The sequence below is a fragment of the Bacillus sonorensis NBRC 101234 = KCTC 13918 genome (genome assembly GCF_001592005.1).
In the GTDB taxonomy this organism is placed as follows: domain Bacteria; phylum Bacillota; class Bacilli; order Bacillales; family Bacillaceae; genus Bacillus; species Bacillus sonorensis.
In genome coordinates this window covers 85,772-107,071 of sequence record NZ_BCVZ01000002.1, presented here as the reverse complement: position 1 = coordinate 107,071, position 21,300 = coordinate 85,772, and the positions used below count along the sequence as shown (strand labels likewise).

The 21,300-nt window shown below is 46.4% G+C and carries 17 protein-coding genes and 1 other annotated feature; of the genes, 16 read left to right on the top strand and 1 reads right to left on the bottom strand.

The window, feature by feature from the left end; all coding sequences use genetic code 11:
- Window positions 1–19: 19 nt before the first annotated feature.
- From ftsZ to BTR1S_RS03180, 7 genes are all read left to right on the top strand, one after another.
- Window positions 20–1,159, top strand: a complete 1,140-nt coding sequence (gene ftsZ / locus BTR1S_RS03210) for a cell division protein FtsZ (RefSeq protein WP_006638266.1) — start codon at window positions 20–22, stop codon at window positions 1,157–1,159.
- Between the two features lie 368 nt (window positions 1,160–1,527).
- Window positions 1,528–3,036 carry a S8 family serine peptidase gene (locus BTR1S_RS03205; RefSeq protein WP_029418533.1) on the top strand — a complete coding sequence of 503 codons (1,509 nt, stop codon included), beginning with the start codon at window positions 1,528–1,530 and terminating at the stop codon, window positions 3,034–3,036.
- A gap of 197 nt (window positions 3,037–3,233) precedes the next feature.
- The gene (locus BTR1S_RS03200; RefSeq protein WP_029418532.1) at window positions 3,234–7,541 is read left to right on the top strand and encodes a S8 family peptidase; all 4,308 of its coding nucleotides are present in this window, start codon (window positions 3,234–3,236) and stop codon (window positions 7,539–7,541) included.
- 202 nt (window positions 7,542–7,743) lie between these two features.
- Window positions 7,744–8,673, top strand: a complete 930-nt coding sequence (gene spoIIGA, locus BTR1S_RS03195; protein ID WP_006638263.1) for a sigma-E processing peptidase SpoIIGA — start codon at window positions 7,744–7,746, stop codon at window positions 8,671–8,673.
- A gap of 61 nt (window positions 8,674–8,734) precedes the next feature.
- Window positions 8,735–9,454, top strand: a complete 720-nt coding sequence (gene sigE / locus BTR1S_RS03190; protein ID WP_006638262.1) for an RNA polymerase sporulation sigma factor SigE — start codon at window positions 8,735–8,737, stop codon at window positions 9,452–9,454.
- 139 nt (window positions 9,455–9,593) lie between these two features.
- Window positions 9,594–10,373 carry an RNA polymerase sporulation sigma factor SigG gene (sigG, locus tag BTR1S_RS03185; RefSeq protein WP_006638261.1) on the top strand — a complete coding sequence of 260 codons (780 nt, stop codon included), beginning with the start codon at window positions 9,594–9,596 and terminating at the stop codon, window positions 10,371–10,373.
- Between the two features lie 135 nt (window positions 10,374–10,508).
- Window positions 10,509–11,306, top strand: coding sequence for an ABC transporter ATP-binding protein (locus tag BTR1S_RS03180; protein WP_006638260.1), 798 nt, complete (start codon window positions 10,509–10,511; stop codon window positions 11,304–11,306).
- A gap of 109 nt (window positions 11,307–11,415) precedes the next feature.
- Here BTR1S_RS03180 and BTR1S_RS03175 read toward each other — a convergent pair whose 3' ends face one another.
- Window positions 11,416–12,537: a response regulator aspartate phosphatase gene (locus tag BTR1S_RS03175; RefSeq protein ID WP_029418531.1), complete on the bottom strand. Its 1,122-nt coding sequence runs from the start codon at window positions 12,535–12,537 to the stop codon at window positions 11,416–11,418.
- Window positions 12,538–13,000: 463 nt separating this feature from the next.
- Between BTR1S_RS03175 and BTR1S_RS03170 the strand changes: the two genes are divergently transcribed.
- From BTR1S_RS03170 to ileS, 9 genes are all read left to right on the top strand, one after another.
- The gene (locus BTR1S_RS03170; RefSeq protein WP_029418530.1) at window positions 13,001–13,885 is read left to right on the top strand and encodes a putative RNA methyltransferase; all 885 of its coding nucleotides are present in this window, start codon (window positions 13,001–13,003) and stop codon (window positions 13,883–13,885) included.
- Window positions 13,886–13,969: 84 nt separating this feature from the next.
- A complete protein-coding gene (locus BTR1S_RS03165) occupies window positions 13,970–14,203 on the top strand; it encodes a YlmC/YmxH family sporulation protein (RefSeq protein WP_006638257.1) in 234 nt (77 codons plus the stop codon).
- Window positions 14,204–14,358: 155 nt separating this feature from the next.
- Window positions 14,359–15,198, top strand: a complete 840-nt coding sequence (gene pgeF, locus BTR1S_RS03160) for a peptidoglycan editing factor PgeF (RefSeq protein WP_029418529.1) — start codon at window positions 14,359–14,361, stop codon at window positions 15,196–15,198.
- A gap of 7 nt (window positions 15,199–15,205) precedes the next feature.
- Entirely contained in the window at window positions 15,206–15,901 is a 696-nt protein-coding gene (locus BTR1S_RS03155) for a YggS family pyridoxal phosphate-dependent enzyme (RefSeq protein ID WP_006638255.1), read from the top strand.
- The gene (gene sepF / locus BTR1S_RS03150) at window positions 15,898–16,350 is read left to right on the top strand and encodes a cell division protein SepF (protein WP_006638254.1); all 453 of its coding nucleotides are present in this window, start codon (window positions 15,898–15,900) and stop codon (window positions 16,348–16,350) included. The genes BTR1S_RS03155 and sepF overlap by 4 nt, the downstream gene beginning before the upstream one ends.
- A 7-nt stretch (window positions 16,351–16,357) precedes the next feature.
- Window positions 16,358–16,633 carry a YggT family protein gene (locus BTR1S_RS03145; protein WP_006638253.1) on the top strand — a complete coding sequence of 92 codons (276 nt, stop codon included), beginning with the start codon at window positions 16,358–16,360 and terminating at the stop codon, window positions 16,631–16,633.
- Between the two features lie 131 nt (window positions 16,634–16,764).
- Window positions 16,765–17,541, top strand: coding sequence for a YlmH family RNA-binding protein (locus BTR1S_RS03140; RefSeq protein ID WP_029418528.1), 777 nt, complete (start codon window positions 16,765–16,767; stop codon window positions 17,539–17,541).
- 94 nt (window positions 17,542–17,635) lie between these two features.
- Window positions 17,636–18,130: a DivIVA domain-containing protein gene (locus BTR1S_RS03135; RefSeq protein ID WP_006638251.1), complete on the top strand. Its 495-nt coding sequence runs from the start codon at window positions 17,636–17,638 to the stop codon at window positions 18,128–18,130.
- Window positions 18,131–18,191: 61 nt separating this feature from the next.
- Window positions 18,192–18,422: a binding site (T-box leader), on the top strand.
- A 49-nt stretch (window positions 18,423–18,471) separates the two neighbouring features.
- The gene (gene ileS / locus BTR1S_RS03130) at window positions 18,472–21,234 is read left to right on the top strand and encodes an isoleucine--tRNA ligase (protein ID WP_006638250.1); all 2,763 of its coding nucleotides are present in this window, start codon (window positions 18,472–18,474) and stop codon (window positions 21,232–21,234) included.
- The last annotated feature ends 66 nt before the right edge of the window (window positions 21,235–21,300 follow it).

Below are 21,300 nucleotides of genomic sequence, written 5' to 3'. Positions count from 1 at the left end.
CGGATTAGGAGGATTTAGCATGTTAGAGTTTGAAACAAATATAGACGGCTTAGCATCGATTAAAGTAATAGGAGTAGGTGGCGGCGGAAACAATGCTGTCAATCGGATGATCGAAAATGACGTACAGGGAGTCGAGTTTATCGCGGTCAACACGGATGCTCAAGCCCTTAACCTTTCCAAAGCAGAAACGAAAATGCAGATCGGCGCGAAGCTGACGCGGGGCCTTGGAGCGGGAGCCAACCCGGAAGTCGGCAAAAAAGCCGCAGAGGAAAGCAAAGAACAGATTGAAGAGGCGTTAAAAGGCGCAGACATGGTGTTCGTTACGGCCGGAATGGGCGGCGGAACAGGCACAGGAGCTGCCCCGGTCATCGCACAGATTGCAAAAGAATTAGGCGCGCTCACTGTCGGCGTCGTGACAAGACCGTTTACTTTTGAAGGCAGAAAAAGACAGCTTCAAGCTGCGGGCGGCATTACAGCGATGAAAGAAGCCGTCGACACCCTGATCGTCATTCCGAATGACAGACTTCTTGAGATCGTTGACAAAAATACGCCGATGCTTGAAGCGTTCCGTGAAGCGGACAACGTCCTGCGCCAAGGTGTACAGGGTATTTCAGACTTGATTGCGACACCTGGATTGATCAACCTTGACTTTGCCGATGTGAAAACCATCATGTCAAACAAAGGTTCAGCATTGATGGGAATCGGTGTTGCCACAGGTGAAAACCGCGCTGCCGAAGCCGCTAAAAAAGCTATCTCAAGTCCGTTACTTGAAACAGCGATTGACGGTGCACAAGGTGTTCTTATGAACATTACGGGCGGATCAAACTTAAGTTTGTATGAAGTTCAGGAAGCAGCTGATATTGTAGCCGCCGCATCAGATCAAGATGTAAACATGATTTTCGGATCAATCATTAATGAGAATCTAAAAGATGAAATTGTTGTTACCTTAATTGCGACCGGCTTTATTGAACAGGAACAAGATGCCGCAAAGCCGCAAAGCAGACCTTTAAATCAAGGCTTAAAACAGCATCACAGCGTTCCGAAGCGGGAACCGAAGCGCGAAGAACAACAGCCAAGCATGCCTCACCGCAGCCCATCACAGCCTGCAGAGGATACGCTGGACATCCCGACATTCTTGAGAAACCGCAATAAACGATAAGAATAAGAAAGGCTGCTGATTTTAATCGGCGGCCTTTTCATGTGTTGCACATCAGGCAACCGTTCGATAAACGGGCCGCGCCTTCCCATCCTCCTGATCCACCGCACGACAGACTAGCTTCTTCGTTCACTCTTTTGTCCCGGAGGACATCTTTTTGTCGTCATCCCCATCAGCACACCGAACTATTTTTAAACATGCGTATATGTAAAAAGTATGAATTTACATGTCAATTCTACAAAAATGACAAAAGTCGACAAAATCTATAGGTTTTTTCTTTTACATTATACATATCTTCTTTTTTCTACACATAGAAATGCAAGAAGCTGCAAAAGCGACTCGTTTCGCGATTCACAAAAGGAGGATGTCATTTGAAGAAAAAACCCATTTACCGCACATTCGTGTATGCAGCAGTGATCGGTGCGCTTTTGGTCCCAGGTGCTGCCCAAGCCAACAGTGGCACAGCCGGAAAAAGCGCGAAAGTGCAAGCGAAAATATCAAGCTCTCTTTACAAAAGCTTTGGCAAAAATGAAAAGGTCACATTTTTGATTAAAATGAAAGACCAGGCCAATGCGCAGCAAACAGCAAATGTGACTGAGAAAAATGCCAAGGCGAGCATCATGACGAAAAAAAGGGTCAAACAGCTGAAACGTTCAGCGGTTCTGACTTCTTTAAAGACAAAAGCTGAACGAACGCAAAAAGACTTGAAAACGTATTTGGAAAAAGAAGAGAAAAAAGGCACGGCAAAGCAAGTGGAATCATTTTATATCGTCAACGGGATGGCGGTGACGGCAACAAAAGAAGTGATGGAAAAAATAGCGGCGTTTCCAGAAGTGGAAAAGGTGCTGCCAAATCAAACGATCAAATTGAGCGAAACAGAAAAAGCCTCAATCGAAACGTCGAAAAAAGCATCAGCTTCTGAGGCTGCCGCCAACATCCGCCAAGTGCGTACACAGGATGTCTGGAAGAAAAAATATAAAGGCAAAGGAACGGTCGTCGCATCGATTGACACAGGGGTTGAATGGGATCATCCGGCATTAAAGAAAAAATACCGCGGATATAATCCATCAAAGCCGAACAGCCCGAACAACGAATATAACTGGTTTGACGCCACAAGCAATAAAAAAACGCCGTATGACGATCTCGGGCACGGCACACATGTGACCGGAACGATGGTCGGCTCTGAATCAGGCGGGAAAAATCAGATCGGTGTTGCCCCAACTGCGAAATGGATCGCTGTTAAAGCTTTTGGAGAGGATGGCGGAAGTGAAAAAGACCTTTTGGAAGCGGGCGAGTGGATTTTGGCGCCGAAAGATGCAAAAGGCAAACCGCATCCGGAAAAAGCGCCTGATGTCGTCAATAACTCCTGGGCAGGCGAACGCGGGCTTAATGAATGGTACCGCGACATGGTGAAAGCGTGGCGCGCGGCCGATATTTTCCCTGCATTCGCGGCAGGCAATGTAAGTGAATTCGAGCCGGGCGGACCGGGATCAGTAGAAAATCCTTCAAACTATCCCGAATCTTTTGCGATTGGCGCTGTTGACAGCACGAACGCTTTAGCCGATTTTTCATTGCAAGGCCCTTCACCATACGATGAGATCAAACCGGATATTTCCGCGCCTGGCGCGAGCATCCGTTCTGCCTATCCTGGGCACAGATACGCTGCGATGGACGGCACGTCAATGGCAACTCCGCATGTTTCGGGCATTGTGGCATTAATGAGGGAAGCCAATCCGAATATCACAGTTGATGAAATAGAACGCATTTTGATAAAAACGGCAAAGCCTTTGACAGACAAAACGTTTGACAGTTCACCAAACAACGGGTATGGATACGGATTGGTCGATGCACTGAAAGCCTTCAACGAGGCAAAAAAATAAAGGAATCTTAGAAAGACAAAACCTTTAAGCGGTTTTGTCTTTTTTTAACGGATTTTAAACAAATCCTTGACAAATAACGACAAAAAAATAAACCAATATTTACTATATTAAAGAGAACACCACTGTCAGACAAAACAATCAAAAGAAAGGAGGGCCGTCTGCCATATCACATTCAACCTGAAAAAGGGGGATTTCATTTGAAAAGAAAGCTGAAAAAGAAGGCGCTCTGCTCCATTTTGAGCGGGCTTATAGCCGGATCGATGCTTATGCCCGCCGCTTCTTCCGCCGCAGAATCGGCATCACCGCTCACATCCTACAAAGAACAGGCCAAACAAAATGCTTCCACCGGGAAAAAAATATCGGCATCACTTGTAAAACGTTTCAAAAAAGAAGATATGGTCACCTTTTTGATTAAGATGAAAGATCAAGTCGATACGCAAAAAGTCGCAAAACAAGCGGAAAAGAAAGCAAAAGCGAAATCATTGAGTTCAGCTAAAGCGGAATACCAAAAGCGTTCAGCCGTTGTTTCTTCATTAAGAATCAAAGCCGATGAGACGCAGGAGCGTTTGCAAAGCTATTTAAAAAAGCAAGCGAAAAAGGGAAACGCTAAAGATATTCACTCGTTTTATATTGTCAACGGAATGGCTGTCCGTGCGACAAAAGAAGTCATGGAGCAGGTGGCCGCCTTTCCGGAAGTTCAAAAAGTGCTACCGAATGAAAAAAGGCAGTTGATCAAGCCGGCCAAACAGTCTGTCAAACAAAAACCGGTGCAAGCCCGCGGCGGGATTGAATGGAACATCGATCAGATCAGCGCACCGAAAGCGTGGGGATTAGGATTTGACGGAACCGGGACCGTTGTGGCTTCAATTGACACAGGGGTTGAATGGGATCATCCGGCTCTAAAAGAAAAATACCGCGGATATGACCCGGCGCATCCTGACAGTCCTGATCATGAATTCAACTGGTTTGACGCTACGACTGGCGGTTCTGAGCCATATGACGATCTGGAACACGGAACGCATGTGACAGGAACAATGGTTGGCTCAGAGTCCGGGGGCCAAAATCAGATCGGTGTGGCGCCGGGTGCAAAGTGGATTGCGGTGAAAGCCTTTAATGAGGATGGCGGCACAGATGAGGATCTCCTTGAAGCTGGCGAATGGATATTGGCGCCTAAAGACAAGGATGGCAATCCACACCCTGAAATGGCCCCGGATGTCGTCAATAACTCATGGTCCGGCGGATCGGGCCTTGATGAGTGGTACAGGGATATGGTAAAGGCATGGAGAGCCGCCGATATCTTCCCTGAATTTTCCGCAGGCAACGTGGATTTATTTAATCCGGGCGGGCCCGGCTCCATCGCAAACCCGGCAAACTATCCCGAAGCGTTCGCAACAGGGGCGACTGACATCAACAAACAATTGGGCGATTTTTCTTTGCTTGGTCCGTCACCATATGATGAAACAAAACCTGAAATAACCGCTCCCGGTGTCAACATTCGGTCATCTGTTCCGGGAAAAGGCTATCAAGACGGCTGGGACGGGACCTCAATGGCCGGGCCGCATGTATCGGCCGTTGCAGCGCTTTTAAAACAAGCGGATGCATCGCTTTCTGTCGATGAAATGGAACAGATATTAATCAATACGGCAACACCTTTGACAGACAGCAAGTTTACCGAATCACCGAACAACGGGTACGGCCACGGGCTTGTCAACGCGTATGAGGCGGTATCTGCCGTCACGGAAGGACTCGGCAAAGCCGAAGGCCGTGTTGGAAAAGAAGGAGAAGACAGCAAACCGCCGGTTTTAACCCATGAACCGTTTAAAGAGGTTTTTTCAGGTTCTGACATTTCCTTTACAGCTGAAGCTGAAGACGATGTCAGCATTGCGTCAGTCAAACTGGCCTATCAAATCGATTCTTCCGAATGGCGGACTGTTGCTGGCAAACAAATCAGCGGCGATTACAAGAAAGGAACGTTTGAAGCGGTCATTCCTTCTTTGGATGGCAAAATCCTTTCCTACAAGTGGATCGTCACAGACTTCGGCGGAAATCAAACGGAGTCCAATTTATATGAAGTTCCGATCTCATTTGCTGTGACAACAGGATATAAACAAAGTTTTGAGACTCCGGCAGCCGGTTGGACAAGCTACGGAGTAAACGATTCATGGCAGCAGGGCGTTCCCGAGTCGGGACCGAAATCGGCCGCATCAGGTAAACAAGTATATGCAACGAATTTGACAGGGCCGTATCAAGATTCGGCGAATATGAATCTTTTGATGCCTAAGGTTCAAGTGCCTAAAAATCAAAAGCTTTATCTCCATTTTAAATATTGGCATGAATTTGAAGAGGATTTTGACTATGGCTTCGTCTATATCCAGCCCGAAGGAGAAACGGAATGGGTGCAGGCCGCTCAATTCACCGGGGTGACTCCGGATTGGATGGATGAAGAAATTGACTTATCCCAATACCAGGGGCAGTCCATTAAGATCATGTTTAATCTGCAATCAGACGAAGACATTTCAAAAGACGGGCTGTACATTGATGATGTCGAGCTTGTCAAAGAGCCGAAAAGCACAGGCAAGAAAAACCGCTTAGGCGTTGAAAAACGTACAGGCAGCATGAAGGACAAGAAAACGAAAAAGCAAACGATCGATCCGAAACAAGCAAAACCGGCTGACGCCGTCCGGCAGGACATACAGAGAGGGAAAGCATCTCCGGCAGTCCTTCCGCTGCGGGCGAAGGTGAGCGTGCTTGAAACGGGAAAATCCACATACTCAAGCGAGAACGACGGCTCATACAGCATAGCCCATCTGCCGGGAACTTATACGATAAAAGCAGAAGCGTACGGATATGAATCAAGCACCCAAACGGTAAAAATTGAAGCCGACAAAACGACAACTGCCGACTTTGTGATGAAAGAACTGAAAAAAGCCACACTGAAGGGGATCGTGAAAAACAAAAAAAGCGGCGAACCCGTTCGACATGCAAAAATCTATCTCGTTGAAGACGCGGCCGTCAAGCCTGTACAAACAGATGAAAACGGTACGTATTCAATCACAGCCTATGAAAACTCATACACTGTGAAAATCGCCGCGAAAGGCTATTACAGCAGTCAATTCACGGTTGATCTAAAAGGAGATGCCACAAGAGACATCGAGCTTGATCCTTATATCGGCTACCCCGGTGAAATCGGCTATGATGACGGCACTGCAGAAAATGCCTGGGCTTTTTATGAAGCAGACAATGCCATTGCCGTTAAAATGTCCCTTGACAAAGGACAGGAACAAGCGATGCTGAAAGGCGGACTATTTAAATTCTGGGAAGCTGATTTTCCAGATCCGGGCGGCACCGATTTTGCAGTCGAAGTCTATGACGCTTCAGGCGAAAAAGGTTCTCCAGGCAACAAGATCGCCGGACCGTTCACAGGGGAAGCGCTTCGCAACGGCGAATGGACCAACGTTGATCTGAGTGATGAGGGCATCATGGTCGGAAAGGACTTCTATCTCGTCTATGTGCAAACAAAGGACATGGATCACTCTCCGGCTCTCGCGTCAGATGAAGACGGCGAGAACTCCGGCCGGAACTGGCAATTTACGGACGGTGCCTGGTCGAAAATACCTGTGGAACAAGGCAATTTCATGATTCGCGCTTTAGTCGACTACGAAGTTTCCGTACCGGTGATCACGTCGCCGAAAGACGGGCTTGTCACCAATCAGAAGAAAACCGTCATAGAAGGAACGTCTTCTCCGACAACAACCGTGCATCTATTTAACGGCAAGGAAGAAATCGGAACGGTACAAACCGGAAAAGACGGCACATTTTCAAAAGAAATCGCGCTTCAAAAAGGAGAAAACATCATAACCGCTAAAGCATCTGCCGCTTCCGGAACGACTGATGCTTCCGCTCCGGTCCGGATCGTGCTTGACCAAACCAAACCGAAGCTTTCGATCACTGCGCCGGAAGACGGATCAAAGCTCAATAAAGAAACCGTAACTGTAACAGGCACCGTCTCAGACGACCATTTGGACTCTGTCAAAGTGAACGGGAAAAAAGCAGCCGTTGAAAACGGCGAATATTCGGCCCGGATTCTCCTTGATAACGGGAAAAATGAAATTAAAGTCACGGCTGCTGACGCAGCGGGCAATAAAACAACTAAAAAAGTGGCGGTCGATGTGAATGTTGAAGGGCCGCAAATCACAAACCTCAAGCCGGCTGAGGACATACAGCTGAAGACGGGGGAAACGGTGAAAATCGAGTTTGAAAGCACCGCCGATCTCGATGCGGTCTTCGTCGTCAGAATGCCGCTGACCAACTTCAAAACAGCCGCACAAAACGTGACGGAACTTCCGCTCAGAGAAGTGTCATCAGGCAAGTATGAAGGATATTGGACCGCCACCTCCACTGCGAAAGCAAAGGGAGCGGAAATCGAGGTCATTGCCCGCGATGACTATGGAAATGAAGTGAGAAAAACGGCAAAGGGCAAGCTGTATATTAATGAAAAATCTTAAATTCATGAGAAGCGCCGTCTGTTTTTAGACGGCGTTTTTTTTCTTTCGGACATCGACAAATTCAGTATGAATTTCTCAAAAAATGTGCCATTTGCGCAACATTAATTGACAGACTTTACCTCCGGGCTTGCTTTATACTTAGGAAAACAAACATATGGTCAACCGGTCGCAGAAAGGGAATACGCAAGGAAAGGGGACGGACGTGGAGATTTATCTGGATGCGATTTGGCTGTTAAACTTTTGTTTTGATTTGCTGCTTTTACTGATGACCGCGTTTATATTGAAGCGAAGGGTAAAAAAGCGAAGGTTCATCCTTGGGGCGCTCGTTGCGTCAAGCATCGTTCTGTTTATGTTTACCCCTTTATCGCCATATGTCCTTCACCCGGCCGGCAAGCTGTTTTTTTCCATCTTCATCGTTCTTGTGACGTTTGGATTTAAACGGTTTCGCTTTTTTTTGCAAAATTTGTTTTCTTTTTATTTTGTCACTTTTTTAATGGGAGGGGGAATGATCGGGGTTCATTCTTTGCTGGAAACGGATTCGATCATGGAAAACGGCGTCTTTATGACAAATTGGTCCGGTTTTGGCGATCCCGTCAGCTGGCTGTTTGTCGGAGCCGGATTTCCGGCTGTATGGCTGTTTTCAAAAAAACGCTTTGAAGACGCCGAGGCAAAAAAGATTCAATACGAGGAACGCGTACGCCTTCAGGCGGATATCGACGGACATACGCTTCATTTTAACGGATTGATTGATTCTGGAAATCAGCTGTACGACCCGATTACAAAAACACCTGTCATGATTGTCAATATTGAAAAACTGAACGGCATATTGGGCGAAGAGGCCAGCTCGGTCATCATGGAAAACAGTCCTGTTGACGCCATCGGCCTGCTTGATGATGCATTTCCGCATATCGGCAGGATTCGTTTAATCCCATACAGGGGCGTCGGCCATCAGCATCAGTTTTTAATGTGCCTCAAGCCTGATCATGTGCTGATATATACGAAAAAGGAGGTGCTCGAAGCGCCGAAATGCCTGATCGGAATCAGTACCTCGCCGCTGTCGGCGGATGATGAGTTCGATGCGATCGTTCACCCGAAAATGCTGTCCGGCCATCCTGTCAAACACGTTTCATAACACCTCGGGACCCGTTACACTATCATACTCCCGGGGACGCTTATTTAGAAGGGGGAGGAAAATGAAAAAACTAAAATTAAGGCTGACCTATCTCTGGTATAAACTTTTAATAAAGCTCGGATTGAAAAGCGATGAAATTTATTATATCGGCGGAAGCGAAGCGCTGCCGCCGCCATTATCAAAAGACGAGGAGCAGGTGCTTCTTCATAAGCTGCCCGACGGCGATCAGGCGGCGCGGGCGATTTTAATTGAACGCAATTTGCGGCTTGTTGTATATATCGCCAGAAAATTTGAGAATACAGGCATCAATATCGAGGATCTAATCAGCATCGGTACGATCGGCCTCATCAAGGCGGTGAACACCTTTAATCCCGAGAAGAAAATCAAGCTGGCTACATATGCTTCAAGATGTATAGAAAATGAAATTTTAATGTATTTAAGACGGAACAATAAAATCCGTTCAGAAGTATCGTTTGATGAACCGCTAAACATCGACTGGGACGGAAATGAATTATTGCTGTCAGATGTGCTCGGAACGGAAAATGACATCATCACGAAGGATATCGAGGCAAACGTTGACAAAAAGCTGCTGAAAAAAGCGCTCGAGCAGCTGAATGACAGGGAAAAGCAAATTATGGAGCTTCGCTTCGGACTTGTCGGAGGCGAAGAAAAAACGCAAAAAGATGTGGCGGATATGCTCGGTATTTCGCAGTCATATATTTCCCGGCTGGAAAAAAGAATCATCAAAAGACTGAGGAAAGAATTTAATAAGATGGTTTAATTTTTTTATAAAAATTGAATCGTTGCCAGCAAAGGGTTTGTCTTCCTGTCTTCTTATTTTTGGAAATTAACGATGCATATTTTTCCCACCCAAGGAGATACTGAACTTTGTACAGCAGCTCCTGTAGGGAGGGAAAAAAGTGTCGAGAAATAAAGTTGAAATCTGCGGGGTTGATACATCAAAACTGCCCGTGCTCAAGAATGAAGAGATGAGAAAGTTATTCAAGCAAATGCAGGAAGAAGGAGACCGCTCAGCAAGAGAAAAGCTTGTTAACGGCAATTTGCGCCTTGTCTTAAGCGTCATTCAAAGGTTTAACAACAGAGGAGAATATGTTGATGACTTATTTCAAGTCGGGTGTATCGGACTAATGAAATCAATTGATAATTTTGACCTGAGCCACAATGTTAAGTTTTCAACATATGCTGTACCGATGATCATTGGAGAAATCCGCCGTTATCTGCGAGACAACAACCCGATTCGCGTATCGCGGTCACTCAGGGATATCGCGTATAAGGCGCTGCAAGTGCGGGAACGTCTTATCAGTGAGACAAGCAGGGAGCCGACAGCAGAGGAAATCGCCAAAGAGCTTGAAGTATCGCACGAAGAAATCGTCTTCGCCCTTGATGCCATCCAAGATCCTGTATCACTGTTTGAGCCCATCTACAATGACGGAGGAGATCCGATCTATGTGATGGATCAAATCAGCGATGAGCGGAACAAAGATTCCCAATGGATCGAAGAGCTTGCATTAAAAGAGGGAATGAGACGGCTGAACGAGCGTGAAAAAATGATTCTCAGAAAACGCTTCTTCCAAGGCAAGACGCAGATGGAAGTCGCAGATGAGATCGGAATTTCCCAGGCTCAAGTATCACGGCTCGAAAAAGCCGCAATCAAACAAATGAATAAGAATATCCATTAAGCCGCAGACAGTCTGCGGCTTTTTACATGTTAAAATTGGAAAACTATCATTCACTTTGCTGCGATTATGAGCTATAATAAAAGAATTATATTTTAATTTATCAGAAAATTTACATAACTGGAAAGGGGCACAAAAATGGTTTTACAGCTTGAACATGCATCACTAAAGCGGAATGGAGAATGGATCCTCAGCGATGTAGACTGGACGGTGAAAAAAGGGGAGCACTGGGCACTATACGGTTTAAACGGCGCCGGAAAAACGGCTTTGCTCAACATGCTGTGCGCTTACTATTTTCCGACTTCAGGGAGAGTGAATGTACTGGGACATGAGTTTGGCAAAACAGAGCTCGGAGAAAAGCTCCGCCGCAAGATCGGACTCGTGTCAGCCGCATTGCAGCACAAACTTTACCCTGAGGACAGCGCCTTTGAAATTGTGCTCAGCGGCGCGTTCGCATCGATCGGACTTTATGAAACACCTACTCAGGATATCAGGGAAAAAGCGATTTCCTTCCTGGAGGAATTCGGCTCTCTCAAGTATGCGGACAGAAGGTATGAAACCCTCTCCCAGGGGGAAAGGCAAAAGGTGCTGATCTCAAGAGCCTTGATGGCCGATCCTGAGCTCCTGATTCTGGATGAACCTGTTACAGGCCTCGATTTTATCGCGCGGGAACAAGTGCTGGAAACGATCGACAGGATAGCGAAAAAAAAGAATGCGCCATCCATGCTGTATGTCACCCACCACGCCGAGGAAATACTCCCTGTTTTCAGCAAAACGCTGCTGCTTAAAAAGGGGGAAGTATTTGCACAGGGGAAGACGAGAGACATGATGTCAGACGACAGTTTGTCGGCCTTTTTTGAGATGCCGGTCAAAGCCGTTTGGACGGATGACAGACCGTACTTATCGAAGAAAAAGCCTGCAAATGTGAGCGGTTAAACGGTGTTTCCGCGTCAGCTTCCAAGAATGGCGAAGCTTTACAGGAGCCCTTTTCATAAAAAAGGGCTCCCTCGCATGTATGTCAAACGGCGGCTTGGCATATGGAACCTTATGCGATGGTGCTGCCGCGGGTTGAGGCAGGTGATGATGACTCCTCTATTAATGCAAGCATTTGGTCTTTCGCCTTGCATGCTTCTTCAAAATATTTCACCGCTATATCGCTGTCTCCCCGCGTTTTGTGGTAAAAAGCCGCTTGTAAAGTCAAATCCGCTACGTCAGACCACAGTTTTTGATCCTTTAGCTGCTGTAAGGCAGTTTCAACGGCAAGCAAATCATGGCGTTCATACAGCGAGCAGATGATGCCCAATTTGACTTTATAGATCGGCTCGTTTTCTTTGTCCGCCCATTCAAGGCTTTTCCAATACCATTTGCGTGCTTCATGATGCAGGTTAAGCTTATAATTGATTCTGCTCAGCATATATGTGCTTCGAACGGCAAACATTGAATGTTGCTGTTCGTGAATGACTGCCGCCCGCTCAATATATCGTTTTGCTCCAGACAACAGATTCCTGCGTTCATAGCATATTCCCAAATGAAAGCATGCATTGCTTTCTGTCAGAGGGTCAAGAGAAGCGGCCTCTTTGAGTGCGTGCTTATAAAGCTGTTCAGCTTTTTCATCATGTTCCAAATCCGCTTCGTTTGCCGCTATCACCATTTCGCATTTCAGCGTTTTCGCAAGATAAGAGCCATGGGCTTTAAATGAGTCGAGGGCTTTTTCAGCATGGCTTAGCGAAAAGTAGTTTTGCCGGATTTTATAATAAACGATTGACAGGTAGTAATGAAACTCCGCTTTTTCGATTTCATCGTCAATGTTAGCGAGTTTTTGTTCAGTAATTCTAAAAAAATCGATGGCTTTTAGGAAATTTTTTTGATCAAACTGATACATACCGGAAAAAAAGTAAAAATAGTATTGAAGCATATGATCGGTTTTAGTATGCACTCCTTCCTGCAACACATGTCCGGATCGATTGAAATGCTCTGTCAGTTGAGTAAAACGCGAATCAAGCAATTCGAAATAATGTGAGAGATGCCGATTCTCCTTGATTTGGGGTAACAGCATCTCAATGACTTTCCGCCATTCAGATGCTTTTGTCAGATTGTTTTCTTTCAAGGACTTATACCATTCATTCAGCATGTTTCCGATCTTTTCATCAACGATTTTTGCTGCCAATACCGTCCATCCTCTCTTTATTTCATTTATAAAATCAAGTGATGTGAATTATTGTACAAAACAAAATATAATATGACAATATATTTATTTTTTGGTTCATTTTAGGATTTTTTGTCTCTTTTTGGGTGTTTGATCATAGTCTAAAACGACTGTGCCAATGGCTTTTTGTTGATCCTGGAACTTAAGTTATTTGCATTTATAGGAAAAAGGTCTCGGAAAATATTTTTTATGTAAGGTGTCGCTTGAATATAAGACTTCACAATTAAAAAAGAGCTTGATAAGATGTCTATGAAAGGAGAGCGGGTTCACTATGATCATCCAATTCATTCGTTATAGATAATGGAAGGTATAGACGAATCATCAACATCCACACCGTCGGGTTTTTTAAAATCGCGAGGGGGCGGGTGTATTTGTCTATGCCTTTTTCATTTATCCAAAACATGAATGAATGAGGTGTATCATCGTGAAGAAGAGATTGCAAAGCGCCGCGCTCATGGGGAGATTTGAAACGATGTTTCAATGTCCGATGTGCGCCGCAGAAATGACCGTTGCCGACCGGAAAAGCTTAATTTGCAAAATCGGCCATACATTCGATATTGCCAGACAGGGATATGTCAATGTCATGACGCATTCTCCCGCTGTAAAATATGATAAAGGTCTGTTTGAAGCCAGAAGGACGATTGCCGGCAGCGGCTTTTTTGAACCGCTGTGCGAAGCGCTGGCAGACCGCATCAAACGAGTCGGCCTGCCAGCCGGAAAAACCGTCAAAATCCTTGATGCAGGATGCGGGGAGGGCTCGCATTTGGCACGGATCACAGAGGAACTTCAAATCCGCTCCGGACGGCGGCTTTTAGGCGTGGGGATGGATTTGTCGAAAGCGGGGATTATAGCGGCAGCCAGGCAGGATAGAGAGGCGATCTGGTGTGTCGCCGATCTGGCAAACGCTCCTTTTCGGAATCGGTCAATGGATGTGATCCTGAGTATATTGTCGCCTTCTAATTATGCGGAATTCAAGCGGCTTGTATCAGATGACGGCATTGTCATAAAAGTGATTCCCAAAAGCGGCTATTTGCAGGAATTAAGGGAAGCGTTTTTTGACGCCCCCCAAAAGCTGGCTTATTCCAATCAGGATACCGCAGACCGGTTCTGTGCGCATTTTGACCTGGAAGACAGGATGGAGCTCACTTACAGCAGCGTGTTAACTCAGCGGCTTCTTCTGCCGCTTATCAACATGACGCCTTTATCCTGGACCGCGGAGAAGGATCGGATCAACTCCTTTTTAAAGAAGGAATCGGCCGCCATTACCGTCGATCTCGATGTGTTCATCGGCAGGAAAAAAGCGAAATAAAGTCATCTGAAGGCAGTCTAAATGAGAGACTGCCTTTCATATAATCATAAAAGGACAGTAGAACAGGGAGGCGTGCCCAACAATATGATGAACATTTCCGATTTCCAGGTGAAGGATGTTGTAAATGTTTCAAACGGAAAAAGGCTCGGAAGCATCGGCGACATTGACATCAATGTTACGACAGGGAAAATTCAGGCGATCGTCATTGGTGGAACGGGAAGGATATTCGGATTTTTCGGAAAAGAAGAGGAGATCGTTATTCCGTGGCGAAATATAGTTAAAATTGGAGAAGACGTCATTTTAGTTCGTTTAAGCTGATATTCAACAAACCGGTCGAGGTAAAGCGCCAAAATCAGGAGCTCATATTTCAAAAAATACATTTCGTTTAGTTTTTTGAAACGAAACTAAACGAAAGCAGAAAGATGTGTTAAAATAGGAGCGATATGATGACATTTGTCGAAAGGCTGATCACCATGAGTACATATAAACCCTTTCGTCTTGATGCTCCGTCAATTCTTTTGATTGAGGATTGGAATCAGACGGCCAAAACCGGCGGAGCGCTTACAGCCGGATTTACGACAAAAAACGGCGGGGAAAGCGAACCGCCTTTTCAATCATTAAATACAGGACTGCACGTTCAGGATCATGAGCGGCATGTCGCAAATAACCGAAAAAAAGTTGCCGAAATTTTGCAAACAGACCTGGATGAATGGGTGTTTGCCGATCAGACTCACGAGGACCGCATTCAAAAAGTGACACATGAACACCGCGGCAGGGGAGCTTTGCGTTACGAAACGGCTCTCGCGGCAACAGACGGGCTTTATACAAACGAGACAAATTTATTTTTGGCGCTCTGTTTTGCCGATTGTGTTCCTGTTTATTTTTACGATCCCGTCCGCTCGCTTGTCGGAATCGCCCATGCAGGATGGAAAGGCACCGTCAAGGGGATTGCCGGGAAAATGATTGAAACCTGGAAGAGCCGTGAAGGGTCTAATCCAGGGGACATCCACGCCGTGATCGGGCCTTCGATCGGCGCTTGCTGCTACACGGTCGATGACCATGTGATCAGCAAAGTCAGACAGCTTCCTCTTCAGGAACAAGACAGAGCTTTTGTGCAGATAAAAGAAGGGGAGTACCGCCTGGAGCTAAAAGAGGTGAACAGACAGCTTCTTTTACATGCGGGAATTCCCGACGGGCAAATCAAAGTGAGCTCGCTGTGCACGAGCTGCGAGCGTTCGCTGTTTTTCTCCCATCGAAGAGATCGGGGAAAGACCGGACGGATGATGTCCTTTATCGGGTTAAAGGAGGTATAGCTTACAGGTGGATGTGAAAAGCAATTTACGACATATACATGACAGAATAAACGAAGCGTGTAAAAGATCAGGCAGGACACCTGAAGAAATATCCGTCATCGCAGTCACCAAATATGTATCGCCTGAAAGAGCGCGGGAAGCGCTTGATGCAGGAATCAGGCATTTGGGAGAAAATCGGGATGCCGGGCTGCTTCATAAGTGCGAAATGCTGAAGGATGAAAGACCGGTATGGCATTTTATCGGTACGCTCCAAACAAGAAAAGTAAAAGCGATTATCGATCATGTTTCATATATTCATTCTTTAGACAGGCTTTCTTTAGCAGATGAAATTCAAAAAAGGGCGCAAAAACCGGTTGACTGTTTTGTACAGGTCAATACGTCGCTCGAACCTTCCAAACACGGAATGGCAACAGATGAGGTGCTTCCTTTTGTAAAGAAGCTGTCCGCTTATGAAAACATCAAAATCGCCGGATTGATGACAATGGCGCCATTTACGGATGATGAAGCGGTCATCAGGAGCTGTTTTCGCCAGCTGCGAGAGCTGCGCGGCGAGGTTCAGAAGCTGGATCAATGGAACGCTCCGTGCAGCGAGCTGTCGATGGGGATGTCGAATGACTACACAATTGCTGTCGAGGAAGGCGCGACCTTCGTCAGAATCGGATCTTCCTTAGTCGGAAATGAAACTGGAGGTGGACAATCATGAGTTTGAAAAACAAATTTAAAAACTTTTTTTCCTTAGAAGATGAGGAGTACGAATACGAATATATTGAAACAGACAGGGAGGAGCTCCCTGAAGAACAGGAATCAAAAGACAGAACCGCCTACCAGTCAAAATCGGCGGGGAAGCAGAATGTAGTAAGTTTGCAAAGCGTTCAAAAATCTTCTAAAGTAGTGTTAAGTGAGCCTCGGGTGTACGCAGAAGCCCAGGAAATTGCAGATCATATTAAAAACCGCCGCGCAGTCGTCGTCAACTTGCAGCGCATCCAGCATGACCAGGCGAAACGGATCGTCGATTTCTTAAGCGGGACGGTTTACGCCCTCGGCGGCGATATTCAGCGGATCGGCTCCGACATCTTTTTATGCACGCCTGAAAACGTCGATGTCTCCGGCACGATTTCCGAGCTCATAGAAGAAGAACACCAGAGGTGGTAAATCGCAGATGATCCTATTTTATATTTATAAAATTTTAAGCATGCTTTTAACCGTTTATTCGTTTGCGCTTATTATTTACATTTTTATGTCCTGGGTGCCGAATGCTAGAGCAACATCATTCGGCAGAGTGTTGGCATCTGTTTGTGAGCCTTATCTTGAACCGTTCAGAAGAATCATTCCTCCGCTTGGCATGATTGACATTTCTCCGATTGTGGCGATCTTTGTCCTGCGGTTCGCAGATATGGGGCTTATTGCGGTCTTCAGAATGCTCGGCGCTTTTTAAAACATTCTATTTCCGGTCCCTTTAAGGATGGCACGGAGCCTGAAGAAAGTGCCGAAGCGTTGCCTTCAACGTTTGCTGGCAAGTGGGGGCTTGGCTCTAAGCCAAGCCCGTTGACTTAGAAAGGAAAGACAATGAGCGATATTTACCAGCATTTCAGAAAAGACGAAGAGCCGTTCATTGACCAGGTTCTCGAATGGAAACAAATAGTGGCTGATCAATATCGGATGAAGCTGACCGATTTTTTGGATCCCCGGGAGCAGGTGATTCTGAATTCTCTCGTTGGTCAGCCGGATGAGGTGAAGCTCGGGTTTTTCGGCGGCTTTTCTGAAGCCGAACGAAAACGGGCCATCCTTTATCCGGAATATGCCGAGCCGTCCGCGGAAGATTTTCAGCTTCAGGCTTATGAAGTGCTGTATCCGCAGAAATTCGCCTCCATTGAACATCGCGAGCTTCTAGGATCTTTAATGGGGATCGGGCTGAAGCGGCAAAAGTTCGGTGATCTGATCTATGCCGGCGGGATATGGCAGTTTGTTTGTTCGGAAGAAGTTGCTGATTTCGTGTTTTCCCAGCTCGGGCAAATCGGCAAGGTGAAAGTATCTCTGGAAAAAATTCCGCTGTCAAAGCTTAAAGTACCGGAGCAAGATGTCGAAATAATGGATGATACAGTTTCATCTTTAAGGCTTGATTCTATTTGCTCGGCAGTGAGCAGACTGTCTCGGCAAAAAGCCCAGGCGCTTGTCAAAAACGGACTCGTCAAAGTGAATTGGAAGGTCATCGAAGACCCCTCATATTCACTTGCGGAAGGGGACAAGCTGTCTGTTCGCGGCTTTGGGCGCTTCACGCTGAAAAGCATTGACGGCAAAACGAAAAAAGGCAAGTGGAGATTGACATTTGAAAAACAAAAATAAGCCGTTTTACAGTTTTTTCTCCACCCGGTCGAATTTTGCTTTATAATGTTGAATAGGACAATTGTACATAAAGAAAATAATGGAGGTGGGCAGCATGCCATTGACGCCAAATGACATTCATAATAAGACATTTACCAAAGCGTTCCGCGGCTATGATGAAGACGAAGTGAACGAATTTCTGACCCAGGTGAGAAAGGATTACGAGATCGTGCTTCGCAAAAAAACAGAGCTTGAAGCGAAGGTAAATGAACTCGATGAGCGTCTCGGACACTTTTCAACGATTGAAGAGACATTGAATAAATCGATTCTTGTCGCACAGGAAGCGGCAGAGGACGTAAAACGAAGCTCTGAAAAAGAAGCGAAGCTCATCGTCCGCGAAGCCGAGAAGAACGCAGACCGGATCATCAATGAAGCTCTTTCTAAATCGAGAAAGATCGCAATGGAAATCGAAGAGCTGAAAAAGCAGTCAAAAGTATTCAGAACCCGCTTCCAAATGCTGATCGAAGCCCAGCTTGACCTGCTGAAAAATGATGACTGGGATCATTTGCTTGAGTATGAAGTAGACGCAGTCATGGACGAAAGGGAATAGATTTTCCTTTCAATCTTGACATGTTCTGATCAGTTCGCATATAATACGTTCATAATTGAGATGAAAAACGTTTGAGAGGGACAGACATCGATTCCTAAAAGCAATCGAAGCGACCCGGGGGAGGTGTGAGCCTGGGATTGCCGGAATTCATGTGGATCAGCCCTCGAGTTTCCTTTCTGAACCGTGCAGTAGGAAAGGACGTTCCGTCACGTTACGATGTTTGAGAGGATAAGCCGAATTCGGCTTGTCTAAAAGGGTGGTACCGCGAGATCAAAGCCTTCTCGTCCCTTATGGGATGAAAGGCTTTTTTTGTTTTAGAAAAATGTTTTGGAGGAATGGGAATGGATTACAAAGACACGCTCTTAATGCCGAAGACGGATTTTCCAATGAGAGGAAACCTGCCGAAGCGGGAGCCTGACATTCAGGAGAAATGGGAAGATATGGACATCTACCGCCTCGTTCAGCAACGGACAGAAGGCAGGCCGATGTTTGTTCTGCATGACGGCCCTCCGTACGCAAACGGTGACATTCACATGGGGCATGCGCTTAACAAAGTTTTGAAGGACTTCATCGTCCGTTCAAGGTCGATGAGCGGCTATCACGCGCCATATGTACCCGGCTGGGATACCCATGGACTGCCGATCGAAACAGCGCTGACGAAAAACAAAAAAGTAAAGCGCAAAGAAATGACGGTAGCCGAATTCCGCAAGCTTTGCGAAGAATATGCGTGGCAGCAAATCGAAGGCCAAAAAGCGCAATTTAAGCGCCTCGGTGTCAGAGGAGATTGGGAAAACCCGTATGTCACGTTAAAGCCTGAATTTGAAGCACAGCAAATTAAAGTGTTTGGCGAAATGGCGAAAAAAGGCTATATCTACAAAGGCTTAAAGCCTGTTTACTGGTCTCCTTCAAGTGAATCGGCATTGGCTGAAGCGGAAATCGAGTATCAGGATAAACGCTCACCATCCATTTATGTCGCTTTTGACGTGAAGGACGGAAAAGGCGTTTTGACAAACGGCGAAAAAATCGTTATCTGGACGACGACGCCTTGGACGATCCCGGCCAACCTCGGAATCGCCGTGCATCCCGACTTAGAATACAGCGTCGTGGCTGAAGGCGGTTCCCGCTATGTGATCGCAAGCGCATTGGTGGAAAGCGTAGCAAAAGCGGTCGGCTTTGAGAATCCTGAAGTTGTACAGACCGTCAAAGGAAAAGACTTGGAGCATATTGTGGCCGTTCATCCTTTATACGGAAGAGATTCACTTGTCATGCTTGGCGAGCACGTGACGACAGACGCCGGCACAGGATGTGTTCATACCGCTCCGGGCCACGGGGAAGACGACTTTATCATCGGTCAGAAATACGGACTTGACGTTCTCTGCCCTGTCGATGAGAAAGGAAATATGACGAGCGAAGCGCCAGGCTTTGAAGGGCTGTTCTACGATCAGGCCAACAAGCCGATTACGGAAAAGCTTGAGGAAAACGGCGCTTTGCTGAAGCTTGATTTCATCACCCACTCCTATCCGCATGACTGGAGAACGAAAAAGCCGACGATTTTCCGGGCGACCGCTCAATGGTTCGCGTCGATCAAAGACTTCAGAAACGAGCTGCTCGAAGCCGTCAAGGAAACAAAATGGGTGCCTGAATGGGGCGAAACGCGTCTCTATAATATGATCCGCGACCGCGGCGACTGGTGCATCTCCAGACAGCGCGCATGGGGCGTGCCGATTCCGGTATTTTATGCTGAAAACGGCGAGCCGATCATCACCGATGAAACGATTCAGCACGTTTCTGATTTGTTCAGGGAGCACGGGTCAAACATCTGGTTTGAAAAAGAAGCGAATGAACTGCTTCCGGAAGGCTTTACACATCCGGGAAGCCCGAACGGGAAGTTCACGAAAGAACAGGATATCATGGACGTCTGGTTTGATTCCGGTTCATCCCACCAGGCTGTATTGGAAGAGCGCGATGACCTGGTCAGACCTGCGGATTTATATCTCGAAGGTTCTGACCAATACCGCGGCTGGTTTAATTCATCCATTTCAACGGCTGTCGCTGTCACTGGAAAAGCCCCATATAAAGGCGTGCTGTCGCACGGATTTGCGCTTGACGGAGAAGGCCGCAAAATGAGTAAATCGCTCGGCAATGTGGTTGTTCCGGCAAAAATCATGAATCAGTTTGGAGCCGATATTTTGCGGCTGTGGGTTGCCTCTGTCGACTATCAAGCAGATGTCCGCGTATCTGACGCGATTTTGAAGCAAGTCGCTGAAGTGTACCGGAAAATCCGCAATACATTCCGCTTCCTTCACGGGAATATTGCCGATTTTGATCCGGCAAAAGACGCGGTGGCTGTAGAAGATCTTCGCGAAGTCGATCAATACATGCTGATCAAGCTGAACAATGTCATTGAAAAAGTTAAAAAAGCTTATGAAGAATATGATTTTGCGGTGATTTACCATACCGTTCATAACTTCTGTGCAATTGAACTGAGCGCGTTTTATATGGATTTTGCCAAAGATGTCGTTTATATTGAGCACGCCGATCATAAAGACCGCCGCAGCATGCAGACCGTTTTTTATGAAACATTGGTCGCGCTCGTCAAGCTGGTCGCACCGATCTTGGCGCATACGGCAGATGAGATGTGGAGCCATTTCACATTTGTAACGGAAAAAAGCGTTCAGCTTACCGATATGCCTGAAACACAGCACATTCCGAATGCAAAAGAGACGGAAGAGAAATTCGACCGCTTCATGAAGCTTCGCGACGACGTGTTAAAAGCCCTTGAAACAGCCCGGAATGAAAAAGTGATCGGAAAATCTTCCGTTGCAAGCCTGACGCTGTATCCGAACGAGCAGTCAAGAACTTTGCTGTCTTCCATCAACGAAGATCTAAAACAGCTCTTTATCGTTTCAGAATTGACGATCGCCGGTACTGAAGCTGAAGCTCCGGAAGATGCACAAACGTTTGAGACAGGGAAAATTGTCGTTGCACAGGCTGAAGGAGAAACATGTGAACGGTGCCGCATGGTATCGAAAGAAATCGGCCAGGATTCCGACCATCCTGAACTTTGCCCTCGCTGTGCAAATATTGTCAAAACCTATTATTAATATGAATCAAAAAGCGGTCCGCATTCCCGGACCGCTTTTTTTTCGTTTTCTGAAATATGGCTGAAT

Coding starts and splice junctions, on each gene's coding strand:
- sigE (WP_006638262.1), top strand. CDS start 8,735: ATGAAAAAACTAAAATTAAGGCTGACCTATCTCTGGTATAAACTTTTA.
- BTR1S_RS03145 (WP_006638253.1), top strand. CDS start 16,358: ATGATCCTATTTTATATTTATAAAATTTTAAGCATGCTTTTAACCGTT.
- BTR1S_RS03165 (WP_006638257.1), top strand. CDS start 13,970: ATGATGAACATTTCCGATTTCCAGGTGAAGGATGTTGTAAATGTTTCA.
- ftsZ (WP_006638266.1), top strand. CDS start 20: ATGTTAGAGTTTGAAACAAATATAGACGGCTTAGCATCGATTAAAGTA.
- BTR1S_RS03140 (WP_029418528.1), top strand. CDS start 16,765: ATGAGCGATATTTACCAGCATTTCAGAAAAGACGAAGAGCCGTTCATT.
- ileS (WP_006638250.1), top strand. CDS start 18,472: ATGGATTACAAAGACACGCTCTTAATGCCGAAGACGGATTTTCCAATG.
- BTR1S_RS03135 (WP_006638251.1), top strand. CDS start 17,636: ATGCCATTGACGCCAAATGACATTCATAATAAGACATTTACCAAAGCG.
- BTR1S_RS03180 (WP_006638260.1), top strand. CDS start 10,509: ATGGTTTTACAGCTTGAACATGCATCACTAAAGCGGAATGGAGAATGG.
- sepF (WP_006638254.1), top strand. CDS start 15,898: ATGAGTTTGAAAAACAAATTTAAAAACTTTTTTTCCTTAGAAGATGAG.
- pgeF (WP_029418529.1), top strand. CDS start 14,359: ATGAGTACATATAAACCCTTTCGTCTTGATGCTCCGTCAATTCTTTTG.